At 35.6% G+C, this 24,792-nt stretch carries 12 protein-coding genes and 1 pseudogene; 6 read left to right on the top strand and 7 right to left on the bottom strand.

Annotated features, from left to right (window positions below; genetic code table 11):
• The first annotated feature begins 373 nt into the window (after positions 1–373).
• The 5 genes from LL966_RS21410 to LL966_RS21390 are packed head-to-tail and all read left to right on the top strand — an operon-like array spanning position 374 to position 10,169.
• The gene (locus tag LL966_RS21410) at positions 374–3,166 is read left to right on the top strand and encodes a glycosyl hydrolase (protein ID WP_229356098.1); all 2,793 of its coding nucleotides are present in this window, start codon (positions 374–376) and stop codon (positions 3,164–3,166) included.
• A gap of 11 nt (positions 3,167–3,177) precedes the next feature.
• The gene (locus LL966_RS21405) at positions 3,178–4,293 is read left to right on the top strand and encodes a glycoside hydrolase family 88/105 protein (protein WP_229356097.1); all 1,116 of its coding nucleotides are present in this window, start codon (positions 3,178–3,180) and stop codon (positions 4,291–4,293) included.
• Positions 4,293–7,259 (top strand): glycoside hydrolase family 2 protein, encoded by a 2,967-nt coding sequence (locus LL966_RS21400; protein WP_229356096.1) that lies wholly within the window; start codon positions 4,293–4,295, stop codon positions 7,257–7,259. The genes LL966_RS21405 and LL966_RS21400 overlap by 1 nt, the downstream gene beginning before the upstream one ends.
• Positions 7,243–9,063: an alpha/beta hydrolase fold domain-containing protein gene (locus LL966_RS21395; protein ID WP_229356095.1), complete on the top strand. Its 1,821-nt coding sequence runs from the start codon at positions 7,243–7,245 to the stop codon at positions 9,061–9,063. Before LL966_RS21400 ends, LL966_RS21395 begins: the two co-directional genes overlap by 17 nt.
• A gap of 53 nt (positions 9,064–9,116) precedes the next feature.
• Positions 9,117–10,169 (top strand): GntR family transcriptional regulator, encoded by a 1,053-nt coding sequence (locus tag LL966_RS21390; protein ID WP_229356093.1) that lies wholly within the window; start codon positions 9,117–9,119, stop codon positions 10,167–10,169.
• Between the two features lie 126 nt (positions 10,170–10,295).
• Here the strand turns inward: LL966_RS21390 and LL966_RS21385 are convergent.
• The 6 genes and pseudogenes from LL966_RS21385 to LL966_RS22805 form a co-directional block, all read right to left on the bottom strand.
• A pseudogene (locus tag LL966_RS21385) lies at positions 10,296–10,843 on the bottom strand (REP-associated tyrosine transposase).
• Between the two features lie 270 nt (positions 10,844–11,113).
• The gene (locus LL966_RS21380) at positions 11,114–11,950 is read right to left on the bottom strand and encodes a T9SS sorting signal type C domain-containing protein (protein ID WP_229356091.1); all 837 of its coding nucleotides are present in this window, start codon (positions 11,948–11,950) and stop codon (positions 11,114–11,116) included.
• 752 nt (positions 11,951–12,702) lie between these two features.
• Complete coding sequence (locus tag LL966_RS21375; protein WP_229356089.1) at positions 12,703–14,268, bottom strand: SusD/RagB family nutrient-binding outer membrane lipoprotein; 1,566 nt, start codon at positions 14,266–14,268, stop codon at positions 12,703–12,705.
• Between the two features lie 30 nt (positions 14,269–14,298).
• Positions 14,299–17,628 (bottom strand): SusC/RagA family TonB-linked outer membrane protein, encoded by a 3,330-nt coding sequence (locus LL966_RS21370; RefSeq protein ID WP_229356087.1) that lies wholly within the window; start codon positions 17,626–17,628, stop codon positions 14,299–14,301.
• 457 nt (positions 17,629–18,085) lie between these two features.
• Positions 18,086–18,379 (bottom strand): LacI family DNA-binding transcriptional regulator, encoded by a 294-nt coding sequence (locus tag LL966_RS21365; RefSeq protein ID WP_229356085.1) that lies wholly within the window; start codon positions 18,377–18,379, stop codon positions 18,086–18,088.
• Positions 18,380–19,927: 1,548 nt separating this feature from the next.
• The gene (locus LL966_RS22805; RefSeq protein WP_229356083.1) at positions 19,928–20,800 is read right to left on the bottom strand and encodes a helix-turn-helix domain-containing protein; all 873 of its coding nucleotides are present in this window, start codon (positions 20,798–20,800) and stop codon (positions 19,928–19,930) included.
• Positions 20,801–21,555: 755 nt separating this feature from the next.
• On the opposite strand from LL966_RS22805, the gene LL966_RS21355 reads away from it, so the two are divergent.
• Entirely contained in the window at positions 21,556–22,290 is a 735-nt protein-coding gene (locus LL966_RS21355; protein ID WP_229356081.1) for a tyrosine-protein phosphatase, read from the top strand.
• Between the two features lie 130 nt (positions 22,291–22,420).
• Here LL966_RS21355 and LL966_RS21350 read toward each other — a convergent pair whose 3' ends face one another.
• A complete protein-coding gene (locus tag LL966_RS21350; RefSeq protein ID WP_229356079.1) occupies positions 22,421–24,787 on the bottom strand; it encodes a GumC family protein in 2,367 nt (788 codons plus the stop codon).
• Between the last annotated feature and the right edge of the window lie 5 nt (positions 24,788–24,792).

The following is a 24,792-nucleotide window of genomic DNA, read 5'->3' as shown; positions in this document are numbered from 1 at the left end:
GCTAACTTTCAATACCTTATGTTTTTATTGTGTTTTTTTTAACAGGACACATCTCGCCAAAGCGTTGATTTTCAAGCTTAGGAAGCCTCTTAAAGACCTAAATTTCCATATTCAAAATTTATTAAAAAAAAATTTGAATTATTATTTACGCAATGGGATAAAATAAATGCATTATTTAAAAATAACCGATAATAATTGTAAATAATACATTTATTAATTTCTTAAAATACAGGATGCAACAGGATAGCATTCTGACCCACAAAAAATATTTTTACTTTGCCGTTGTGTACAGCTATCGCTACATAAATCAACTCAAACAGTTAAAAATAAACATCTTACCAAAATTAAACCGCTAACCATCTGAAAAATGAGAATGCAAAAACCATATATAGTCTTTTTCCTGTTTATAACCCTACTTTCTTTCGGCCAGAAATATGAAAAAAATCCCTGGCCTGCATCTTCGAATATAAACCAGCCATGGGCCCGATGGTGGTGGATGGGAAGCGCGGTGGACAAACCTGGCTTAAAGAAAAGCCTGATTGATTTTCATAATGCAGGAATCGGCGGTGTAGAAATCACTCCTATCTACGGGGTTAAAGGAGAAGAAAAAAATTTCATTGACTATCTTTCTCCAAAATGGCTGGAAATGCTTGATTATACGATTCACACTGCGGACAGCCTTCATATGCAGGTAGATATGGTGTTGGGAACTGGATGGCCTTATGGCGGATCGCATGTTACGACAGAATATGCCGCAACAAAGCTTATTGTCGAAAAATATCCGCTTAAAAAAAACGAAACCATCGACAGGATCATAAAAGTGGAAAACAGCAAAGAAAAAAATCCTGCCTCGCTTTTATATGTTGTTGCCTTTGGAAGTGACGGTTCTTACCTCAATCTGACAGACCAGCTGAAAGGGAGCAAATCAAAATCAAGAGATAAAGGTTTTGACAGCAGCTCTATTTCGCTTCCAAATCCGGAACCTTACAAACTAAAATGGACTGCAAAAAAAACAGATTATACCCTATATGCTGTTTTTTCAGGCAAAACCGGACAGCAGGTAAAAAGGGCTGCACCTGGAGGAGCCGGTTTTACGGTCGACCATTATTCCCAAGAGGCTCTTAACGCATATGTTGTTCCATTTAACAGTGCTTTTAATGAACGTGAGGGCAAAATTAGAGCTATATTTAACGATAGTTACGAAGTATACGGCACCGATTTTACTCCGGCTTTTTTTGACGAATTCATAAAACTCAGAGGTTACGATCTTAAAAAGCAGCTGCCGTTAATGCTCAGCGAAACCGACAGCGAACTAAGCAATAGAATTAGAAGTGATTATCGCCAGACAATTGGCGATTTACTACTCAATAAATTTGACAAACCGTGGACTAAATGGGCAAATTCTAAAAACTTCAAAACCAAACTTCAGGCACATGGTTCACCAGGGAATCTGATAGATTTGTACGCTTCTGCGGATATTCCAGAATGTGAGACCTTTGGTTCTATGCCTTTTGATATTCCAGGTTTCAGACGTGAAAAAGAAGATATCCGCCCTGGAGATGCTGATCCCGTAATGTTGAAATTTTCGTCATCGGCTGCTCATATTTCAGGTAAAAATCTGGTTTCTTCCGAAACTTTTACGTGGCTGCGTGAACATTTTAAAGCAGCTTTATCACAATGTAAACCGGAAGCAGAAGATTTAATGCTCAACGGCATCAACCATATTTTCCTGCACGGTTCTACTTATTCGCCAGAAAGAGCTGCTTGGCCAGGCTGGCAGTTTTATGCTGCCGTAAATTTTAATGCCAATAACAGCATCTGGCAAGACGCTCCTGCCCTTTTTTCCTATATTTCCAACTGCCAGTCACTGCTACAGCAGGGAAAACCAGACAATGAAATCTTACTATACTTTCCCATTTTTGACATTTGGAATGAGTATAAAAAAGGTACTTTGTTTTTTGAATTCAAAATCCATTCGCTTTCAGAATGGCTGCAGGGAACTCCATTTTACGAGACCACTAATAAACTTATGAAAAAAGGTTACGGCGTTGATTTTATTTCGGATAATTTTATAGCTCAGGCCAAAGTTATTGACGGAAAAATAGTGCTTCCAGGAGGAACTTTTAAATCGTTACTAGTTCCTTCGTGCAAAAAAATGCCATTGGCAACGCTTCAAAAATTAATTGAACTGCAGAAAGGAGGAGCCGTTATTGTTTTTGAAAATCTGCCGGAATCTGTTCCCGGTTTTTACGATTATAAAAAGCAGGAAGAAAAACTGCAGCAGCTTTTAGCTGAAAACAAACAGATTAAACCTGCCACAGATATTTTTTCAGCTTTGGAAAATGTACAGATTTATCCTGAAACACTTGTAAACACAGGTTTAAAATATATTCGAAGAACTATTGGAGGAGAGAAAATTTACTACCTGGTCAATCATACCGCTACAACAATTAACGATTTTATTCCGTTGCAAATCAGCAATAAGGAAGTCATTATTCTTGATCCGCTAAACAGGGAATTTGGTAATGCAATCGTAAAAAAAACAGGAGATAAAACATTCGTCAAAATCAAAATTGAGCCTGGCAAGTCTTACTTCCTAAAAACTGAAAATACGGCATCCCAAAAAAAATGGCCGTATTTTGAAGGTACTGCTGAAGCTACTACTCTAAAAGGAAAATGGAAAATTACTTTTGATAAAGGAGGTCCTAAGCTTCCAGAAGCGGCAGAAATTTCAAATCTGGAATCATGGACAAAATTGAGTCCTGAAGCCGAAGCTTTTTCCGGCTCGGCAACCTACAGCTTAGAATTTGACAATCCGAATGCTAAAACAGAATCCTGGAACCTTAATCTTGGCGACGTCCGCGAAAGCGCAAAAGTCTGGCTCAATGACCAGTATATTGGTACAGCGTGGTCGGTTCCTTACCAGCTTAATATTGGCAAGTTAAAACCAGGCAAAAACATTCTTAAGATTCAGGTAACGAATCTTTCAGCCAACAGAATCCGTGACAAGGAATTAAAAGGGGAAGAATGGAAGATTTTTTATGAAATCAATATGGTCGATAAAGATTATAAAAAATTCGATGCTTCAAAATGGAGTCCGATGCCTTCCGGCTTGTTGGGCCCCGTGACGCTCACCCCTTTAACCTCTAAACTAACTATTAAATAACGATATCTAAAATGAAGAAATTACTTTTAATATTCGCTATAGGCACTTTTTATAATGCCACCGCACAGCAGTTTGATAAAAAATTAGTGCTCAAGCAAATGATTCTTGCTAATGATTATTTTATGCAGAAATGGCCCGAAACCGGAAAAACGATTGTTACCAATAAAGAACGCCCGAGCAATATCTGGACAAGAGGTGTTTATTATGAGGGATTGATGGCACTGCATGAAATTTTTCCGAAAGAAGTGTATTATGAGTATGCCATGTCTTGGTCTGAGTTTCATAAATGGGGATTCAACGGTGGCAACACTACCAGAAATGCCGATAATTATTGTGCCGCACAAACCTATATTGATTTGTACAATTTAGAACCTGATTCTAAAAAACTAAAAAATACAAGAGCCAATCTGAACATGCTTTTAAACACGCCGCAGCTTGATGACTGGTCTTGGATCGACGCCATTCAGATGGGAATGCCGGTTTTTGCAAAAATGGGGGTTTTGGAAAAAGACAATCGTTATTTCGAAAAAATGTATCAGATATATATGTATTCGAGAAACCAACACGGCGATCATGGTCTTTTCAATCCTAAAGACGGTTTATGGTGGCGTGATGCTGATTTTGATCCTCCATACAAAGAGCCTAATGGAGAAGATTGCTACTGGAGCCGCGGCAACGGATGGGTAATTGCAGCTCTGGCAAAAGTGCTTGCTATTATTCCTGAAAATGCACCACACAGAGAGCAGTATGTAAAAGATTTAAAAGCAATGGCAGCAGCGCTTGTTCCTATTCAAAGACCTGACGGTTTCTGGAATGTAAGCCTGCATGACCCTACTAATTTTGGTGGAAAAGAAGCTTCTGGAACTGCATTATTTGTTTACGGAATGGCTTACGGCGTAAACAAAGGCATTCTGAAAAAAGAAGTTTATCTTCCTGTAATTGAGAAAGCATGGAATGCTCTTACAAAAGAAAGTCTTCACGAGAACGGATTTTTAGGTTTTTTACAGTCAACTGGAAAAGAGCCTAAGGATGGACAGCCATTATCTTATGACAAAATTCCTGATTTTGAAGATTACGGATTAGGATGTTTTTTACTGGCTGGCTCAGAAATTTATAAAATGAAATAATGAAAAAGACTCTCTTATATATTGCGTTAATTTTATTTAATACCGCTTTATTTTCTCAGGAGTTTAAGAGAGAGAAATACAATTTCAATTCTGATTGGAAACTGAAAGCAGGTGATTCTAAAAATGCGGAGTCACCTGCTTTTAATGATAACTCTTGGAAAAATGTCACTCTTCCTCATGCCTACAATCAGGAAGAGGCATTTGAAAAAGATATTGAACATCTTACTACAGGAATTGTTTGGTACCGCAAAAAATTTAAACTTCCAAAGGGAATTAAAAACAATAAAGTTTTTATAGAATTTGAAGGCATCCGACAGGCGGGTGTGATTTATGTAAATGGACAGAAAATAGGACTGCACGAAAATGGCGTAATGGCTTTTGGGTTTGATATTTCAAACCTGATTAAACCTTATCCGCAGGAAAACTGTGTAGCGTTGCGAATTGACAATGACTGGAAATACAAAGAGCAAGCTACCGGAGCGCCTTACCAATGGAACAACATTAATTTTAATGCAAACTACGGCGGTATTCCCAAAAACGTATTTCTTCACATTACCGGAAAGCTGTATCAGACTTTGCCTCTTTATTCCAATCTAAAAACAACTGGAGCATATATTTATCCCTCTCAAATAAACACACAAGCCGAAAGTGCCGTCATAAACGTTGAATCACAAATTAAAAATGAATTTGACACTCCTAAAACGGTAGCATTTGAAGTTATAATAGAAGATTTGGAAGGACATCAAAAAGCAGTATTTTCAGGGGATAAAATCCTTATCCTGCCTAGTGAAACCAAAATTGTAAAAGCGCATCAATTAGTTGAAAAACTGAATTTCTGGAGCTGGGGATACGGCTATTTATATAATGTAAAAACAATTTTAAAAATCGACGGAAAAACGGCTGATGAAGTGGTGACCAGAACAGGTTTCAGAAAAACTGATTTTAAAGACGGCCAGTTTTGGCTAAACAACCGGGTATTGCAACTAAAAGGTTATGCGCAGAGAACCAGCAATGAGTGGCCTGCCATTGGAATGTCTGTTCCGGCATGGCTCAGCGACTTCAGCAATAGAATGATTGTGGAAGGAAACGGAAATCTGGTTCGCTGGATGCATGTCACACCTTGGAAACAAGATGTAGAATCCTGTGACAGGGTTGGGCTTCTGCAGGCAATGCCGGCAGGCGATGCCGAAAAAGATGCTCAAGGCGATACTTGGAAACAAAGAGTAAACCTGATGCGGGATGCTATTATTTACAGCAGAAATAATCCGAGTATCATTTTTTATGAAAGCGGCAATGAATCCATCAGCGAAGCACATATGCACGAAATGAAAAGCCTTCGTAATACTTATGATCCTTTCGGAGGACGCGCCATTGGTTCCCGAGAAATGCTTGACAGCCGTGAAGCGGAATACGGCGGTGAAATGCTCTACATCAACAAAAGCGCTGGAAAACCGCTTTGGGCAACCGAATATTCAAGAGATGAGGGGCTTCGCAAATACTGGGATGAGTTTTCTCCTCCTTTCCATAAAGAAGGCGATGGTCCTTTATACCGAGGCAATCCTGCAGAAGCCTACAATCATAATCAGGACAAGCATGCTATTGAAAATATTGTACGATGGCACGATTATTATAGAGAAAGACCAGGAACCGGCAAAAGAGTCAGTTCAGGCGGTGTCAATATTATTTTCTCCGATTCCAATACTCATCATCGCGGCGAAGTAAATTACAGGACAAGCGGCGAAGTCGATGCCATGCGTATTCCGAAAGACGGTTTCTGGGCGCATAAAGTTATATGGGACGGATGGGTAGATATTGAAAAACACCATACACATATTATGGGGCACTGGAATTATTCTGATTCCGTAACCAAAAATATTTATGTAGTTTCAACCGCATCAAAAGCTGAGTTATTTTTAAATGGTTCTTCACTGGGTTTTGGAACTAGAAGCAGCGAATTCCTATTTACTTTTGAAAACATAAAATGGAAATCGGGAACCTTAAAAGCGATTGGTTATGATGAAAATGGAACTATTCTGAGCGAAGATTCCAAAAGCACTTCTAACGAGCCTTACGCCATTAATTTAAAACTAAATACTAGTCCGAATGGCTTAACCGCAGACGGAGCCGATACGGCATTGGTTGATGTTGAAACAGTTGATAAAGAAGGGAATCGCTGTCCAATCAGCAACAATAAGATTTCTTTTACTTTGGAAGGACCTGCGGATTGGCTTGGAGGTATCGCACTTGGGCCTAAAAATTATATTCTTTCAAAAGAGATTCCGGTCGAAAACGGCATCAACAGGGTTATGATTCAGTCGATGACAAAATCAGGAATAATTAAGATTAAAGCCACTTCTAAAGGATTAAAACCTGCCGAATTGATTTTTGAAAGCAAACCTGCGGAAGCTTTCCATGGTCTTTCAAAACAGCTTCCAGGAAATGATCTTCCTTCGTATTTAGAACGAGGGCCAACACCCAAAACATCCTCTTATACCATAAAGAGAAAAAACATTGACATCTTAAATGCTGTCTCTCCTTCAAACAATGATGACACTTACAAAAGTTATGATGATAATGAGCTGACGGAATGGAGAAACGATGGAAACATCAATACTGGAACCATAACTTATACGCTTTCAAAACCATCAATCGTAAACGAAATTGTCGTGAAACTTACCGGCTGGATGTCCAAAATATATCCTATTAGGATTTTGGCAGACGGACAGGAAGTTTTTAAAGGAAACACAACTCAGAGTCTGGGTTATATCACAATTCCATTAAAACCTGTTCTAGCTGAAAAAATCACAATTGAATTAATCGGCATTAATACCGAAAAAGACAATTTCTCAAAGATTACAGAAGTAGATCCTGCAAAAGAACTTGACTTGTTCAAAGATAAAACCTCCGTTGATGCGTCGGGACAATTACGCATTGTAGAAATAGAATTTTATGAAAAAATCAACTAACACCAAAAAACTAAAAGCAGTATTAATTTCAGCTTCTCTATGGCTAAGTTTTACTGCTTCGGGACAAAAGAAAGAAATGCCTTTATGGGATAAAATTCCCGATGAAATTCAGTCAAAAGAATACGCAGAAAAAATAGATTATAATAAAAACGGAATTGCGGAGGGAATCAGAAAAGTAACGGCACCCACTTTGACCGCTTATTTTGCCGACCCTATAAAATCAAACGGAAGCGCTGTAATCATATGCCCCGGCGGAGCTTATGGAATGCTGGCCATCAACAAAGAAGGTTTTAAAGCTGCGGAATGGCTTAACAGTATCGGAATCCATGCTTTTGTGCTCAAATACCGTCTGCCAAGCGATTTGATAATGAAAAACAAAACCGTCGCTCCATTGCAGGATGCACAGGAAGCGCTGCGCATGGTAAGACGCAATGCTGTACAATGGAAAATCAACCCGAATAAAATCGGCATTATGGGATTTTCCGCAGGAGGACATTTGGCCTCGACTTTAAGTAATCACTATAACGACAAAGTATATATTCCGTCTGATACAACCAGCGCAAAACCTAATTTTTCAATTTTGATTTATCCTGTTATTTCAGCGCAGGAAAGCATTACGCATCAGGGGTCAAAAGACAATCTGCTTGGAAAAAATCCTGAACGTGCCTTAGTTGATTTTTATTCTAATGAAAAACAGGTAAATGCTGCAACTCCAAAAGCTTTTTTGGTTCATGCAACAGATGATAAGGCCGTTCCTGTAGAAAACAGTATTAATTACTATCTGGCATTAAAAAAGGAAAAAGTTTCTGCAGAAATGCATTTGTATGAAAACGGAGGCCATGGTTTTGGTTTAGGCGTTAAAGGAACGAATACCTTCTGGCCCAAAACCTGTGAAAAGTGGCTTGCAGCGAATAATTATACGCTGCAGTCCGATGCTTATGTTTTTACTTATTTTAAAGGAAACGGCGAAGACGGACTGCATCTGGCTTACAGTGAAGACGGTTACAAATGGAATACCCTTAAAAATGATACTTCCTTCTTGACTCCTGAAGTCGGAAAAGACAAACTAATGCGTGATCCCTGCGTAATCAGAGGAGGAGACGGATTATACCACATGGTCTGGACAATAAGCTGGACAGACAGAGGCATTGGATATGCTTCTTCCAAAGATTTAATTCATTGGTCGAAACAGGAGTTTATTCCCGTCATGATGCATGAAGAAAAAACCCGCAACACATGGGCTCCGGAAATTACTTATGACGAAAAAAACAAAGACTATATGATTTACTGGGCTTCTACTGTTGATGGAAAATTCCCTGAGACAAAGTCGGAAGAAGAGAAAGGGTATAATCACCGAATTTATTATACCACAACTAAAGATTTTAAAAAATTCAGCAAAACCAAACTGCTTTATGATCCTGGTTTTAATGTAATTGATGCTTCCATTGTAAAGCAGGATGCGCAATATATAATGTATCTGAAAGATGAAACGCGAAATCCTGTCCAGAAGAATCTTAAAGTCGCTTACAGTAAAAATCTGACGGGACCTTACAGCAAAGCCAGCGAACCCATAACAGGAAAATATTGGGCAGAAGGCCCCACATCAGTAAAAATCGATAACAGCTGGATAGTATATTTTGATAAATATACGGAGAAGAAATATGGCGCGGTTAAAGAAACTGCAAAAGGCTGGGAAGATATTTCGGAGCAGATCAGTTTCCCTGCCGGAACTCGTCACGGTAGCGTCATAAAAATTTCTTCAGCAGAATTAAATGTTTTAAAAAAGGAATCTTCCATCAATTAGCAAATGTTGCACAGAATAATGAACCGTTCTCTTTAATAAATACACTTAAAGTTATGCTTTCAAAAATAGAGTCTTCAGAAAAAAAAATAGAATATAAATCTAGCATCCCTAAATACATCCAGACTGCCAATGATCTTGCTGATGAGATATTGTCTGGAAAAATCGAAAACGGGTATCGGCTTCCCTCAATTAACGAGCTAAGCAAAACCAGATCTATTTCGCGTGATACAGCTGAAAAAGCTTACAAAGAACTACGAGACCGTAATCTGGCCTTTTCTGTAATGGGCGTCGGTAATTTCGTTTCTGTCAATGATGAAAAACACAAAAATATTCTTTTTCTTATCAACAAACCCTGCTCATACAAAATGGAAGTCTACGATTCTTTTGTCACTGCAATAGGAAATAATGTTCTTGTTGATATGCATCTTTATTATAATGACGAACAGCTTTTTATTGAAGTCATAAAAAAAAATATTCATAATTACAATTATTTTGTCATCATGCCCCATTTTCGAAATTCGGCAGAGAGCCATGTGAATTATACTCCAAATGTGATCAATTTCATTGAAGGAATCCCGAAAGAAAAACTGGTGATATTAGACAACTCCTGCAAAGAAATTACGGGTGATTTTATAGCAGTGTACCAAGATTTTAAATCAGACATCTATAATGCATTAAAAGAAGGGATTAAAAAATTTAAAAAGTATAAAAAAATAATTTTCGTTCATCCTGAAAAAGCCGCCTTTCCTGCTCCCGCATCACTGGTTGAAGGTTTCTTAGAATTTTGCGGCACATACCATTTTGAGTATGAAATTGTCGCCAAAATCACTGACGGCTTGGATTTTAAAAATAAAGAGGCTTATATTACCATTGAGGATAATGATCTGGTTAATCTGATGCAGCAGATTAAAGAAAAGAAACTAAAGATAGGAAAAGATGTCGGGGTTATTTCCTATAATGAAACACCGCTGAAAGCACTGTTGAATATTACGGTTATGAGCACCGATTTTAAAGCAATGGGACAGAAGGCGGCAGAGCTGATTCTGAACAGAAAAAAAGAAATTTCAAAAAACCCTTTCTGTTACATCCAGCGGACTTCCCTTTAGTGCAGGGACGAGTATATTTAATTTTATTGCATAATTGAAAGTTTCTGAAAGGACAACCTGATTATGATCAAGCAAAAAGGAAACCCCTCGCTGGCGCGAGCGTCCCGCTCGTGCACACAAAGAAAATTAATTCAAATCAATTTCTAAAATAGTGTGATCATTATCTCCGTAATTTCTCGCTGAACTGTATTTCCAGTCTACAGGATTAGTTACGAAACCAGCTTCTGTAGGATTATTATGAATATAGTTTAATTTTTGCTCAAAAACTTTTAGTGACCAAATTTCAAAAGGTTTATTATTTTACTGCCAAAATTGTCTGAATTTGACATTACTATTTTTCTTTCCAGCCCTTTCAAACATCCATAGCATCCATTCTTTTCTGCTTTCTTGTGGATTTTCTTCAATAGATTTAATCATTTTTCTTGATGTAAAACCTTTAAAGTCTCTTATTAAACCTGATGGATCTCCATTTTCAGATATAAATATTAAATGAACATGACTTGGCATAATACAATATCCGTAAATCTCCATTCCTTTGTTTTTTCTGCAGTAATCTAAAGATTCAATAATAGTTCCAAAATATTCTTCTCTTGTAAAAACATCTATCCAGTAAACTGTTGCAAAACTTATAAAATAGCTCCAGATTTTTCTCCAAACTTGTATTTTCTACTCACTATCTTTTTTAACTATAAACATAAGAAATACCTTAAAAAAATAATGGAGAAATATTATAAAAATTAAAGGCACTCCGTTATGGAATGGCTTTTGTGTTTTTGATTCTCTTTACGTTCACGAGCGGGACGCTCGCGCCAGCAGGTGAATCTATAAGGTATAAATGGCTGCTGACGACCTAAAAAATAGCTATTCCTAAGGGCGTATTTAAAAAAAAGCCCCGCGGAAATCAAGATGATATCCGCGAGGCCTTTTTCATATAACGCTGCTTATTAAAAGAGCACCTTTCGCGTTATGGTGTTACCATTTTCTAGTATGGTTTTTACCAGTAAAATCTGGGTGTCGGACTGAATACTGTTAATCTCTAATTGTGTATTTCCTATTTTCTGTATGCTGTAAAGCTGTTTTCCAGAAACATCATAGACCTTTACATCTCTTAATGCGCTGTGGGCAGATTTCAAAGTAATGGTCTTATCTTTTGAACTGACCGATAAATCATTAGAACCAGATTTAAACTCTTCAACACCTAATTTTTTACCGGTATTGTAGCTGATCACAAAACGGTTGTCATAAATGCCAGTAACCGTTGAAAATGTGTAAGGACCATTTTTAAGATTGTGGAGCGTACCGGTCTGATTGTCTTTCAGATAAATATCCTCGGCGGCTAACTCGCCATCGGTGCGGTCAATTGAAATCTTAAGATCGCCAGTGATGCCAGATCGGTATCCTAAAGGCACTGTGTCAGATGGATCAAAAGGAAGGGCGCGTCCCTGAATAATGAGTTTCCTGTCCTCGTTAATGCTGTAAAAATCTGCATACGGATTGGCATCCAGTGTCTCGCCATCGTAATTATATTCAAATCCATTGGTTGCTCCTTCCACGTAAGCTATCAGCAGCTGTTTAAAAAGTCCCTGGTCATTTGTCAGATTAAGCCAGACGCGGTGTCTTTCGAGCTCCTGGGCTGCATGTGATTTTTTAAACATAACGGCTTTGAAATTCTGCAGGCCGCTTTGTGCCGGTACTGCGGCACAATGAACAATAATGGGATTAAGAAGGACAATCCATAGAATAGTATAAATAAATATTGGAGAAACGAAATTTTTTTTCATAATCTGATAATTAATAATTAATAAAGGGCATTTGCGCCGGCGCCTGGCTTTTCTAAATTTTAAGTAAGGGCAATAGAAAGAAAGGGACATTACGAGTGTCCTAAAAAATACAGATCCTTTTTACACAAAAATGAAGAGTAGTTTTATTTCCTAATTGCTGTTATTTAAAATTCAAAAATTGTATCAGTTCAGTCAAAAAAAAAACGGTATGGAGTGGCCATTCTCAGCAAACCTTAAAAATGCAGACACGTTTTACAGTGTATTACATCGGTGTTTTTTGCTTTTTAACGATCAAATACTATATTAAGTTAAGAATTTATGTATAATAATAAAAGTTTTTTTTGCAAAAAAAGAAGTAGATTTAGCCCAGTGAACAGCAGCACCGGTTGAAGACTCTACTTGAAGTTGGCATCCTGAAAAAGGTATAGAGACATAGAAAAAATTAAACCTTTTTCTTGTTATCTTATATTGTGCCGGTGGCAAAGAAATTACTTTATAAATTTTCAGTTACGCGGTGCTCCCGCTGCGCATTTTCACGAAAAACAGCCCTATGGAAGGATCTTTTATATATCAAAAAGTGGCTCTTCAGACCTCTTGCATATTATTACACCATTTTTAAATGCCTAAATCAGCAATTGCTGACCCCGAAAATTGGCAGGCCTCTAAGATTTGGCAATGGATATCGTGAAAAACTGAAAAACCTTGATTGAAAATACAATCAAGGTTTACAGGACGTTAGTAACTCTAAAATACTATTTTACATCCCAGAAAATTTTGGTGCTTAAATTATCATTTGCTTTTACAGCATTATAATTGTCAGAATTATACACGCTTTCAGAGTTTGGATATGTCCATCTTGTTGGCGGTGTTTTTCTGATAGTACTTGTTTCATCTTCTTGAAAAATAAGCACTGGAAGTTTCAATCTTCGCTGTTCTGCCCAAGATTCATCTGCCTGCATTACATTATAGTGAATATACTTTTGAAAAGCAATTAACTCTAATCTTTGAGCGGCATTCGTTGCTCCGTCAAAATTTATATTTGTGATGTAAGCATTGATTTCAGCCGCTGTTGGTTCTGCGGTAGGTTTCCAAGTTAAAACATCAGCCTTATCCCCCAGTCTTACATAATATTCAATAGATTGCCTGATAGCTTTTTCAAAATAGGTTTTTGCTGTCACACCACTACCATTTCTTGAGTAATATTCGGCCAAAATCAAATTCACTTCTGCGGCATTTATTAATGTTCCCGGAAGCCATTTATTTCTGCTGATTACAGATCTGTTGTAAACTGCTATTTTACCATCTACGAGTAATTGCTGTTGAACTCCAGAAGTCAGCGTTGGGTCAAGTCCAGTGAAAACCGTTGCCGTCTGTCCTTTTTCAAATAACCACGCTTCGCGAGGATCACTGTTTGCATTCATATGATCGATCATAGGTTTTGGAGCCACATTATTGTTTGCCCCCTCCAAGGCGTCTATAAAACCAGAAGTATCTAGATCAGTATCCTGAGTATAAACTCTAAATGCAATGTTTTCTGCATTTTCATCTACAATTTTAGCTTCAGTGATAATTTCAGCAATTTCAGTATTGGCTCTGCTTGCTAAAGCAGGTACCGCAGATACTCTGTTAAGGATTTTTAAACGTAAAGAGTTGCAATAATTTTTCCAGCTTGCAAGATCTCCTTTATTAATTAAATCCTGATTTTTGAATTCCAAGTCCACTTTAGCAGACAAAGCAATAGAACTCAATTCGGCAGAAAATGCTTTTAAATCATCTAAAATTTTAACATAAAGTTCTGTCTGGTTATCATACTTAGCAGACGCACTTGTATAATTCCCTCCCGTAGTACCAATTTTACCAGCTTCTGAGAAAGGAATATCTCCAAAGTTATCAACCATTTTTGCAGTATGATCATACAAATATATTGTTGAAGTTATGGTATAAATTCTGTTTTCTGCCTGCTCAGCAGCAGATAAAGAAGCCATTACTTTTTCTAATTCTCTATACTGTGTAATAAATTTGTAATATCTTCCCCAACGATCATTAACAGCTGCCCCAGGAATGTAGCGTCCTGTTGTGTTGACAAAACCATGGGCCTGCGTATAAGTTAATGAAGTTGATCTGATAACAGTATAATAGTTCCAGTAAGAAGGAATTACGTCTTCAAAGTTAATTTTCATGAATCCAGCAAACTGTTTTGGTACAGTAGTCGTCGTAACTTTAGACGGATCTCTGTATGCATCTTCAAATTTATCCTGCGTACAAGAGCCTAAGAAAATTGCAGCTGCCGCCAATGATATATATACTATTTTTTTCATGTCCTTATTATTTTAATTATAATTATCCAATTAGAAAGATGCTCTTATCATTGCTCCAAAACTTCTCGTAGATGGAGTTAAACCTGCATTATTTACGTTTTGAGACCATCTTGATCCTGATGTTGTCGCTTCGGCATCCATGTCTTTAATTGTTCTGTAGAAATACAACAAATTACGTCCAAAAACAGAAAAAGTTAATTTGGAAGCTCCTATTTTGTCTGCCCATATTTTTGGCATACTGTACGCTAATGAAACTTCTCTTAATTTAACGTAGTTGTTTTTTTGAATATACAAATCATATCTCGAGCTGCTGTATTGAGGTCCTCCCCAATTGTAAGTCATATTATAATAACCTGCTTGAGAAATAACGTTTGTATTGACAGAGCCGTCTGCTAATACACCATCCATCAGCATACCATCGCGGTAAAGTGTTTGTCCTGCTGGTCCAGCAGTTGCGCTGTTAGCAATTTGCACTCCTTTTCCTCCATCCATATAATAGGTTAAGCCTCCGCGGTCGTTGGTACTGTATTTCAAACTTTCTTCTGTCAATCCTCTTGAAGTCATCCAGTTTACACCAGTAGGCATCAAATATCCGCCATAAGAATAATCTACATTTACATCTAATGTTATATTTTTATAAGCAAAAGAGTTTAGTAAACCTCCCACTCCTTTAGGTGTTGCTGTACCGTATTTCTCCCATTTATCACCATCAATCATGTAATATCCATCAGAATCTACCATTTTATTTCCGCTTGCATCGGTTTTAACAGGATGCGCATAAATCCCTCCCATTGGCTGGCCTACCACCGATTTTAGCTGCGCTGCAGAACCATCATAGTCAGCGTGTAATAATTCACTGGCACCGTTTGCTAATTTTACAATTTTATTGATATTTTTAGCCCAGTTTAAAGTAACATCCCATGAAAAATTTTGCGTTCTAAAAGGAGAACCTGTCAAAGCAACTTCAAACCCTTTATTGCTTAATTCCCCAACATTAGCTAAAATAGAAGTTGCTCCTGTAGTTGGTGCCAGTGTTAAATTAAGGATCTGATCTTTGATTGTAGCATTGTAGTAAGAAAAATCTAACCCCAATCTTCTGTCAAAGAATTTAGTTTCAAAACCTAATTCGTACTCTGTTTTCATTTCTGGCTTAATTCCTTCATTTCCATATTCTGCTGGAGATGTGGTAATCAATACTGGAGTTGTAGTTCCCTGATTCCCTAATGAAGTTTGGCTAAAAGCAATGTTAGCTGCATAACGATCTGGATAATTACCCACAATACCCCATGAACCACGCATTTTTGCGTAACTGATAAACTCTGGCAATTCAAAAGCTTCAGATAAAACAAAACTTGAATTAACAGAAGGATAAGTAAATGCATTGTTATTTGGATTCATAGTTGAAGTCCTATCTCTTCTAACGGTTCCTTCAACAAATAAATAGTTTCTAAAGCTAGCATTCAAAGTTCCGAAAACAGCATCTTTTATTACTTCATATTTTGAAGAAGTACTCGTTGGTACATTTATAGAAGAGTTCATATCGTACCATCCTTCAACACTTAGACCTCCATTGGTTGAACGTCCTAATAATTTTCCTGTTTCTTGAGAACCTGAATAACCAAGAACAGCAGTTAAATTAAAATCATCCGTAATCTGCTTATTATAAGTCAATAATAAGTCTCCGTAAAGAATATTGTAATCTTGAGAGTCAAGCAGATAAGAACCTGAACGATCTCCTCCAAATTGATAAATCAAAGGTACTTCCACCGGGTTTATAGATTCTATATTTACCGAAGTCAGATCCGTAGAAACACGCCCGCGCAATGACAAATCTTTCGTAATTGTAAATGTTTCGGTAATACTAGCAATCAAACGGTTTGTAATTTCATCTTGCTGTTTAGCATTTATATTCCAGAAATAATCACCTATATCTGCTTTGAAGCCATTACGGATAATGTTTTCATCCGGTGTTAAACTTTGATTTGTCCCTGTAACATATTTATATCCTAAACTTGTCTTGTATTTTGCCTTATACCAATCTCCATTGTCAAAAGGGCTTAACATACCAGTAAAGTTGTTTATTAAACGATCCATCGCAAAAGTACGATTATGGATATCTTGATTCATATAACTTACAATCACATCGGTTTTTAAGTTCCTGCCAGTTTTGAAAGAGGCATTTAAGTTAAAAGTATTTTTTTTATTTTTATTACCCATGCTTAAACCTTCTGATTCTGTATGGGTATATGAAAAACGGATATTACTGTTTTCCCCGCTGTTTGAAATTGCAAAATTTGTTGTAGCATCCCATGCATTTTGAAACAGATTTTTATATCCATTTTTCTGAGCAGAATAGGGACGAACTACTCCATCCCATGACATAATTGGCTGTCCGTCAAACCATGGTCCAAAATTATTACTACTTGCAGACACACCTCTTGTATCAGCAACGCCATCACCATTAGTATCATAATGGGCAAAACCATCTGGAGCCAAATATCCTGTCGAATAGTTTGCATTGGTCCATCCTGGTCCTCTTTCATATTGAAATCTTGGTAAATAGGCTATTTCATTATTGGAGTAGCTGGTACTGAAATCAAAACCTAAACCTTTTTTCCCTTTACCAGATTTAGAAGTAATCAATACTACTCCGTTTACTGCCTCTGAACCATATAATGCCGCCGCAGAAGCTCCCTTTAAAATAGAGATATTTTCAATATCTTCAGGGTTGATATCAGCCAGACCATTATTTTTAACACGCTGCTGATTCCAATAGTCATTATTATTCACCTCACCGTCACGTATAGGCACACCATCTAGGACTATCAATGGCTGATTTTTTCCTGTGATTGAGTTTAAACCACGTATCTGAATATTGATTGCCCCTGCTCCTCCGGGTGTAGAAGTTATTCGAACACCTGGCGCTTTACCATATAATGAGTTAGCAATTGTAGGCGAAGCCGTTTTAGTAATAGCATCAGATTTAATTGTACTGGTGGCATAACCAATTGATTTATTTTTCTTGGATTGTCCTAAAGCAGTAACAGTAAGACCTTCAAGTTCATTAGTTTCTCCGGCTAATTTAACTTTCATTCCATCCACAGCTTTCAATTCAACTGTTTTGTATCCCAAAGAACTGATAATAAAGGTAGCGCCTTCTTTTACCGAAATTTGAAATCTTCCATCGAAATCTGTACCTGTTTCCTGCTTCGTTCCTTTCTCTTTTATGGTTGCAGAAGGAACAGGAAGATTCGTATTGTCTATAATAATTCCTGATATTGTTTTGTTTTGTGCATGCGTCTCTTGAAAGCACAGTACTGCTAGAAAAACTAACAATACTTCATATAACAGTTTTTTCATGTTAATCTGGTTTGATTTGAATTGGTTGTTTGGTTGTTGACTTTTAAAAATTCTTCTGATCCACAGAAGAATAGGCCCGCAATTAAATTACTCGTCTAGAAATTGCAATTCTTTTTGCGGTTGCTCTAATTCTTTAGTTTTTTTTCATAAGCAGCTGTTTTATTTATAAATAATGATTAAAATTTGGCATATAAAAATTTGATAAATCGATTTAGTAAATCGATTTAGTGAAAATTTAAAAAAACTTATTCAAGCAGAAACTCTAATTTTAAGCTAACCTTTTTTTTACCTTGACCGCTGCGAATTGATTTATGATAATCATCTCGTAGGTTAAATCATGCAACAGCCATTTTTCCTATTTCTTCGATTGGCTAATGATACAACATTTATAGTAAGCGGATAAATCTAAAAACTACAATGATCATCAAAATTCATTGCCGACTTCTCTTTGGGAATTTTAAGTCCGAAAATTTCTAAAAGACGGCAGACCTCTTTCAATTATTTTTGCTAAATCTGAGAAAATAGGATTTGAAATATCCTCAACAATCAGCCAAATACATTTTGTTCTTCCAGTAGGCAGAATGGGAATCATATTAGGCATAAATTTCATTTCTTTACTGGCTTTAATAATTTTCTCTATTAATCCTCTGAAGATTCCGTTATTGTCTAATTTATTGTTAAGAATAAACGAAACGGTCATAACAGATACATCTGCTTCTCTTGCGATATCTTTTGTCCTAACCATCTTCATAAATTGTTAATTTTATATTAAAATTCAGTAAATATTGTTAAACAAATATATATATTAAATTGATTTACAAAAACGATTCAATATATTTTTTAATGAAAAATATCTTTATTTTTAACTTCATATTTCAATATTTACTCTATAAACCGCATTATTACTGATATTTTCTCATTTTTAAAAGAAGAAAAAAAATCATCAAAAAGGCTTAAATTAACATTTATCTGCATCCAAAATGCACTTTAAAAATCTTTATAAAAATTACAATTTTACTCCTAATTTTGACATTAAACAGATATAAAATGCTGTTCAAAGTTTCAAAATTGTTATTCGTCTAAATTTTAGAATCAAAACTAAAAAAGAGAAAAAAAATGGCTTTTTTCCTAAAAAAAGTTTGTTTTAATGATTAATGGCAAAAAAAACACTTTTCTCTTAATTTTTTTTTATTAACCGAGAAGAATAAAAAAATTCAAAATATTTTGGAGATTTCTTCATTTCTGCTATAAATTGCAGAAAACGCCATTGGATTTTTTTAGGTAATTTATAGTAAAATTTTGTGCAAAATGTTGGCCCTAAAAATTTAAAATAAATACATTGAAATATCGCGGATTCCAAATTGAAGATTAAAAGCCTGTTCTAAAATAATTTAAAATCAGATACAGAAATTAACATTATATAAAACTTTTAAAGATATCCAAGTGTGTCATAATTCATCCCTTTTTGTCACAAAGTTTGTACCTCGAAATCCAAGGTACAACTGAGGTACAAATTTTAGCAAAACAACACCTAAATATTCCAAAAAACATTTGAATAAAAAAAGAGTCAAAATGCTAGTTACCAACATTTTAGCTCTTTTAATTGTTTTTATTTTGCGTTTCTTTGCGCCCTTTATTTCCCGATGCAGAAATTAGCAATCCTTATTTTATAAGGGTTAAGCATTGGTGAGGTACAAATGAGGTACAACTTTTTTGATTGAAAAAACTTACAAAAAACACATAAGATGTTCTTGTTTTTTTTAGTAATTGGACAACATTTAGAAAGAACTTATACTTTGTAGTTAATTCAAAAGTAAACAAAAATACACAAAGCTTCAAAGAAATTCTAAAGCTTTTTTTTATTTGCTTTTTGTAATGTTTTTTTTGCGGCCACAATTTACAAATCTGCATATTGAAGTACATAAAAACTTAAATTGTAGAGTATATTAACGCATATAATGCATAGAGGAATACATTCTAATAGTTCTATAACTTCTTTTATAAGATTACAATAGTAAATTCAGTTTTTATTTGAGTAAGTGTATATTTCATAATCGGATAAGCCAAGCCATAACGGTACCATTACAACGGGCGGTGAGAAAGATAAAGGAGCTGAATTTATCGTAAGGCTGCCTTTAAAACATTTAAGCAGTGAGGTTCTTTAAAAGTTTTTATTTTTTTTCCTACTTGTATATTTCGGTTCCCTCGAATCTATTTCATTAAAACATAATTAAAGTGGTAACATTAAAAGGTTATAGTAAGAACAGAATGATCCAACTTAGGTGCCAAAATTGGTCAGTCAAACCATATACTTTTTGTATAATTTGACCACTAGTTTTAGAACGCTGAAGTTTAATTTTTCTGCAATTTCGGCCAGCGAAAGCGAACTGTCTACCAGCATATTTCGTGCCTCCATAACTACTGCTTCCTCAATAACCCCTCTTGAGGTATTTCCTGAAACTTCTTTGAGCAATTTTGAAAGATGCCCTGGCGTAATGAAAAGTTTATCAGCATAAAACTGGACATTTCTTTTATCTCTGACATGAATGGATAACAATGATAGAAAATCCTTAATTATCTCTTTTTTTCGATTGGTCCTTAAATTTACTTTACTTGCTTGATCTCGGTATATATCCATAATTTCTAGTGCTACTAAGTTGAAATAATGAAATATCTTTTCGTCTTTGTAATAGGTGAATTCATCTTCACCTGCATTGAATTTATGCATTTTTTTCAGCAAACCAAAAACATTTAAAAAACCTGATTCTGAAAGAGACAGCACAGGAGTATCTTGCAATTCTAAAAAACGAAGCAGCCTTACATCTTGATAATTGAGAATATTACGCAATGCAAACTCTTCAGTGAACACAATACCAATATTCTGAACAGGTTCAATAACTTCTAAAAAATTAATTATGGAATGCGGTGAGATGATCAAAATATCATTAGGGGATATAATAAAGGTTTCAAAATTAACCTGCACTTTCATCTTTCCGGAAATCATCAGCAATATTCCCGTATTTGTACTCTGAAATGGATATGGGAATGGACTCTCAACAATCAATTCTTTATTGAAATGTATATGGAATTCTGCTCCCGTTGAGATTTCTTCACCAAGGATATGAAGTATGTCCCATAAACTGTAATTTTGAACACGCGAAGATTTAGCCACTGATTATGTATTAGAAGCTGTAAAGATAATTTTTAACAATTGAATATGGTAATTTCAAGTTTGCACCATTCTGGAGCTGCTTTCAATTTTGCCAAACAAACCTTTTGCGACTCTAAATAAATATGTTAACTAGAGTAAAGCCGACTATCTTCTTTTTTATTTTAGCAAATTGAGATACATTCATAAATTACTTTTCAGAGGTCAATAATGAGATCTTATTCATTGCATTTTTTTTAGCCATCCAATAAGCTGCAAGATATTGCCTGTTATTTGAATAATATTTTATTTGCTAAAAAATGCTTTTTCCAAATTCTGATGAAATTCTTCTGCGCCTAATTCCAAACGCTTTTTGTAATCATCATTAGCAGCTTCTCCAACCAAATAACGACCAACAGTTGCTGCCTCATAAATAACTTCTGAGACCGTTTAGACTGGTGCCAGATTACCTATAATCTCATCACTGAAGAATTTTTTTTTGAAATTATCAAAAAATCCATCATATGCAGGATGCTCAGGCACAACTAAAGAACTTCTCTGAAACCAGATGCAGAGAATATGCAAACAGCAGTGTAAATATTGAAAAAAACCTCCAAAATCATCTGTTTCTGGAGGTTTCTCTTTTTTAAGATTCAAATCTTGCACAATGATAAAAACAAAACTATTAAGGACATAAAATCACTTTTAGTCTCTAATTGGATCTTCTAGTGCCATGAATCTAAAAGCATAAGAATTAAATTTATCTTTAAATTCTAACTATGTTTCCTTTCATTAAAACCAGGCACTTTTTAAAAAATCTGCTACCTGAAAATTACATCGATATCCACAATCATCTTTTACCCGGCATAGATGATGGAGCAAAAACAATTCAGGAAACTACAGAGCTTATTGCAGATATGAAGAAATTAAACATTCAACAAAGTATCGCAACACCTCATACCTTCAATTTAAAATGGAATAACACCAGCCAAACTATAAAAATTGCCTTTGAGAATGCAACAGTGAATTCGGCAAATAAATCTTTTTTAAAAAAATATGCCAGCGAATATATGCTGGACTCTTCTCTCATAACAAAAATGAATCAGGGAGAGCTGTTATGCATTCATGATAATTTTCTGCTTCTTGAGCTGCCGCTGCTTTCAAGTCCGTTTAATCTCTATGAGATGCTTTTTGAGATAAAAATTAAAAACTACAAAATTATTCTTGCTCATCCTGAACGCTATCTGTATCTTCATAATTCTATAGCTAAATATGAAAAACTAAAGGAATTTGGTGTTTTTTTTCAGCTGAACCTGCTTTCTTTAACGGGATATTATGGTAAAATAATCCAGAAAAAAGCGCTGGAACTGCTTGACAGTGATTTGTATGATTTTACAGGATCTGACATCCATAGCAAAACAGAAATTAATCAATTCAAAACGGTAAAACTTCAGATTCCCAATAAAAAGAAAATGGAACATTTACTGCTCAACAATAGTATCTTTCTTAAGTAAAAACCAAAAAAAAAGCTGTTCAATAGAACAGCTTTTAAAAATTTAATAAATTTAAATTTTTATGATCTTGGTTGTTGTGGTTTAATTTTGGTTACTTATATGATCTATCTTCAATCTGACTGAATCGAGATTAGAATATTTTTTTCTTCAGTTTCTGCAGTCTTGTTTCTTTCTCAATATCCTTTCCGTAGCCGTATCCATATCCGTAATTATAGCTGTAACCGTAACCTGAACTAAAATCAATATCATTGACTACATAGCCCATATTGACCAATTTTTGATCTTTATGCAGTTTGTTTGAATAGGATATTAAATTCTTCTGTGTTACTCCAGAGCGCAGCACAAACAAAGTGGTATCTGCATATTTTGAAATCATAAGGGTATCACTCACCAATAAGGTTGGCGGCGTATCAAAAATAATGATGTCATAGGCTTTTCTTACCTGGTCGATAAAGTACTCAAAACGCTGGTTGGAGAGCAGTAAGGTTGGATTAGGAGGTATAATTCCAGAAAGTAAAATATCAAATGGGAATTCATCGTCTCCATTGCTGCACAATAAATTCTCCCACTCAATAGTGCCATCATACAGGTAATTGCTGAATCCCTGGCTCTCTTTTGTTGTATTGTTTAAATGTTTATGCAGCTGCGGATTTCTGAAATCTGCTCCTATAATAATTACTTTTTTATCAAGATGCGCGTAAGCTGCGGCCAAATTATAGGAAACAAAAGTTTTTCCTTCCCCTTTTATGGATGACGTGACAAACAGCACTTTTCCAAGCTGGTCCCCAGTGTAAGGCGTAATAAAATTGGTATTATTAGCCAGAGTCCTAAAAGCTTCTAAATTCTGCATGACAGTATCTTTATCATCCTTTAATGAAGGAAGCTCCGCTAAAATAGGCAGTGCAGTATTTGTATTTTCAACATCTGCAGCTGTGTATATTTTATTGTCTAATTTAAAGAGCGTAAATAAAATACCAAATGGAATACAGAAACCTATAAAAAAAGCAATCAAAACAATCTTGCTTCTTTGAGGAGAAATAGGATGAATATCTGTTATCGCATAATCTATAATCTTGGTATTGGGTATGGTAACAGCCAGATTTATAGAAGCTTCTTCCCTTTTTTGAAGCAGCAGCAAATACAGGCTTTCTTTTAAATTCTGCTGGCGTTCAATGCTTCGCAGCACCTTTTCTTTTTCAGGAAGAGAAGCGAAACTTCCTTCTGCCTCTTTCTGGGCGGATTCACTCTGCACGAGGGTTGTTCTTAACTGCTGTTTATAGCCTTTTACAGAATTTATAATATTGTTTCTTAAGCTTGTAAGGGTGCTCACCAGCAGCTGCACCGAAGGGTTGCTGCTTCCTGCACTTGTCTGGAATTTCTGATGGGATAAAACCGCTGTATTGTAATCGGCAACCAGCTGGTTGATTATTAAATTTTGTATTCCTATATCAGCTGGGAGCAGTTCAAATGCTTTTTGGGATTCGATACTGTTCTTAAGTAAATCTGCTAATAATATTTGTGATTCTATATCAAATGAAGTCTGTTCTTTAGCCGCTTTTTGAAGGATGCTTGAACCTGCATCTTCCTGAATAAAACTCAGTTTATTATTCTTTTTATAATCCTTTTTGGAAATTTCTATAGAATCTAATTCCCTTCTCAGGTAAACAAACCGGTCATCAACAAAATTAATAGTTCTTCTGGAGACTTCTTTTTTATCTGTAATTCCGTCGGCTTCATAAACATAGATCAAATTGTTGATAACGGCTTCTGACTGCGGTCCGTTTGTGCCTTTTAATGAGATAGATAAGATATCGCTGTCTTTTCCCTCGGCATCCACTTCAAAAGCATCGCTTAATTCCAAAGCCGTTTTGTGAAGCGTTTTTAAAACCACATTAAAACTCTTATTAATGTTTTTAGCCATTATTGCACCTAAAGCCGGCTTTATACTGATGGGGAAATGAGGTATGTTTTTGTCTGAAACATATCCTTTTACCTCAACACTTTCTCCAGTTGCAATATCTAAAACAGTATATCCTGATGCTGTTACTGTTATAGTGTAATTCAAGGCGCTTCTCAGGTTGGATGCGCCATCGCGATAACTCACAATAAAAGGCGGGTTAAAAATCTGCTTGGATGTTACTCTCGAATTATAGTAATACTCTACATTCAGCTTCAAATTTTTGACTACCTGTTCTGAGAGATGAACTGATTTGAGCAGTGCAATCTCATTCTCTAAGTTAATGGTGGATTTATTAAATAATTTAGAAACATCTAATGTAAAATTTGAATTTTCTTTATCATTCAACAATTTAACTTTAGCCTCAGATTTGTATATAATATTTGCATATCTTAAATAAACAAAAGCGCTGAATAAAGAAATAAGTATCGATAATGCAAAGGCTGGCCAGTACTTTAGATATTTATTGATAATTTGTTTTAAATCTACCGCGTTATTTTCTTCAATAAAATCGAAATATTCATTTTTATCCGTATTCATGAGTT

The organism is Flavobacterium chungbukense (assembly GCF_020805785.1).
In the GTDB taxonomy this organism is placed as follows: Bacteria; Bacteroidota; Bacteroidia; order Flavobacteriales; family Flavobacteriaceae; genus Flavobacterium; species Flavobacterium chungbukense.
Note: the sequence above shows the minus strand (reverse complement) of the source record. Positions and strands in the feature narration are given on the sequence as shown.

Coding starts and splice junctions, on each gene's coding strand:
- LL966_RS21355 (WP_229356081.1), top strand. CDS start 21,556: ATGTTTCCTTTCATTAAAACCAGGCACTTTTTAAAAAATCTGCTACCT.
- LL966_RS21350 (WP_229356079.1), bottom strand. CDS start 24,787: ATGAATACGGATAAAAATGAATATTTCGATTTTATTGAAGAAAATAAC.
- LL966_RS21370 (WP_229356087.1), bottom strand. CDS start 17,628: ATGAAAAAACTGTTATATGAAGTATTGTTAGTTTTTCTAGCAGTACTG.
- LL966_RS21410 (WP_229356098.1), top strand. CDS start 374: ATGCAAAAACCATATATAGTCTTTTTCCTGTTTATAACCCTACTTTCT.
- LL966_RS21375 (WP_229356089.1), bottom strand. CDS start 14,268: ATGAAAAAAATAGTATATATATCATTGGCGGCAGCTGCAATTTTCTTA.
- LL966_RS21395 (WP_229356095.1), top strand. CDS start 7,243: ATGAAAAAATCAACTAACACCAAAAAACTAAAAGCAGTATTAATTTCA.
- LL966_RS21405 (WP_229356097.1), top strand. CDS start 3,178: ATGAAGAAATTACTTTTAATATTCGCTATAGGCACTTTTTATAATGCC.
- LL966_RS21380 (WP_229356091.1), bottom strand. CDS start 11,950: ATGAAAAAAAATTTCGTTTCTCCAATATTTATTTATACTATTCTATGG.
- LL966_RS21390 (WP_229356093.1), top strand. CDS start 9,117: ATGCTTTCAAAAATAGAGTCTTCAGAAAAAAAAATAGAATATAAATCT.
- LL966_RS21400 (WP_229356096.1), top strand. CDS start 4,293: ATGAAAAAGACTCTCTTATATATTGCGTTAATTTTATTTAATACCGCT.
- LL966_RS21365 (WP_229356085.1), bottom strand. CDS start 18,379: ATGAAGATGGTTAGGACAAAAGATATCGCAAGAGAAGCAGATGTATCT.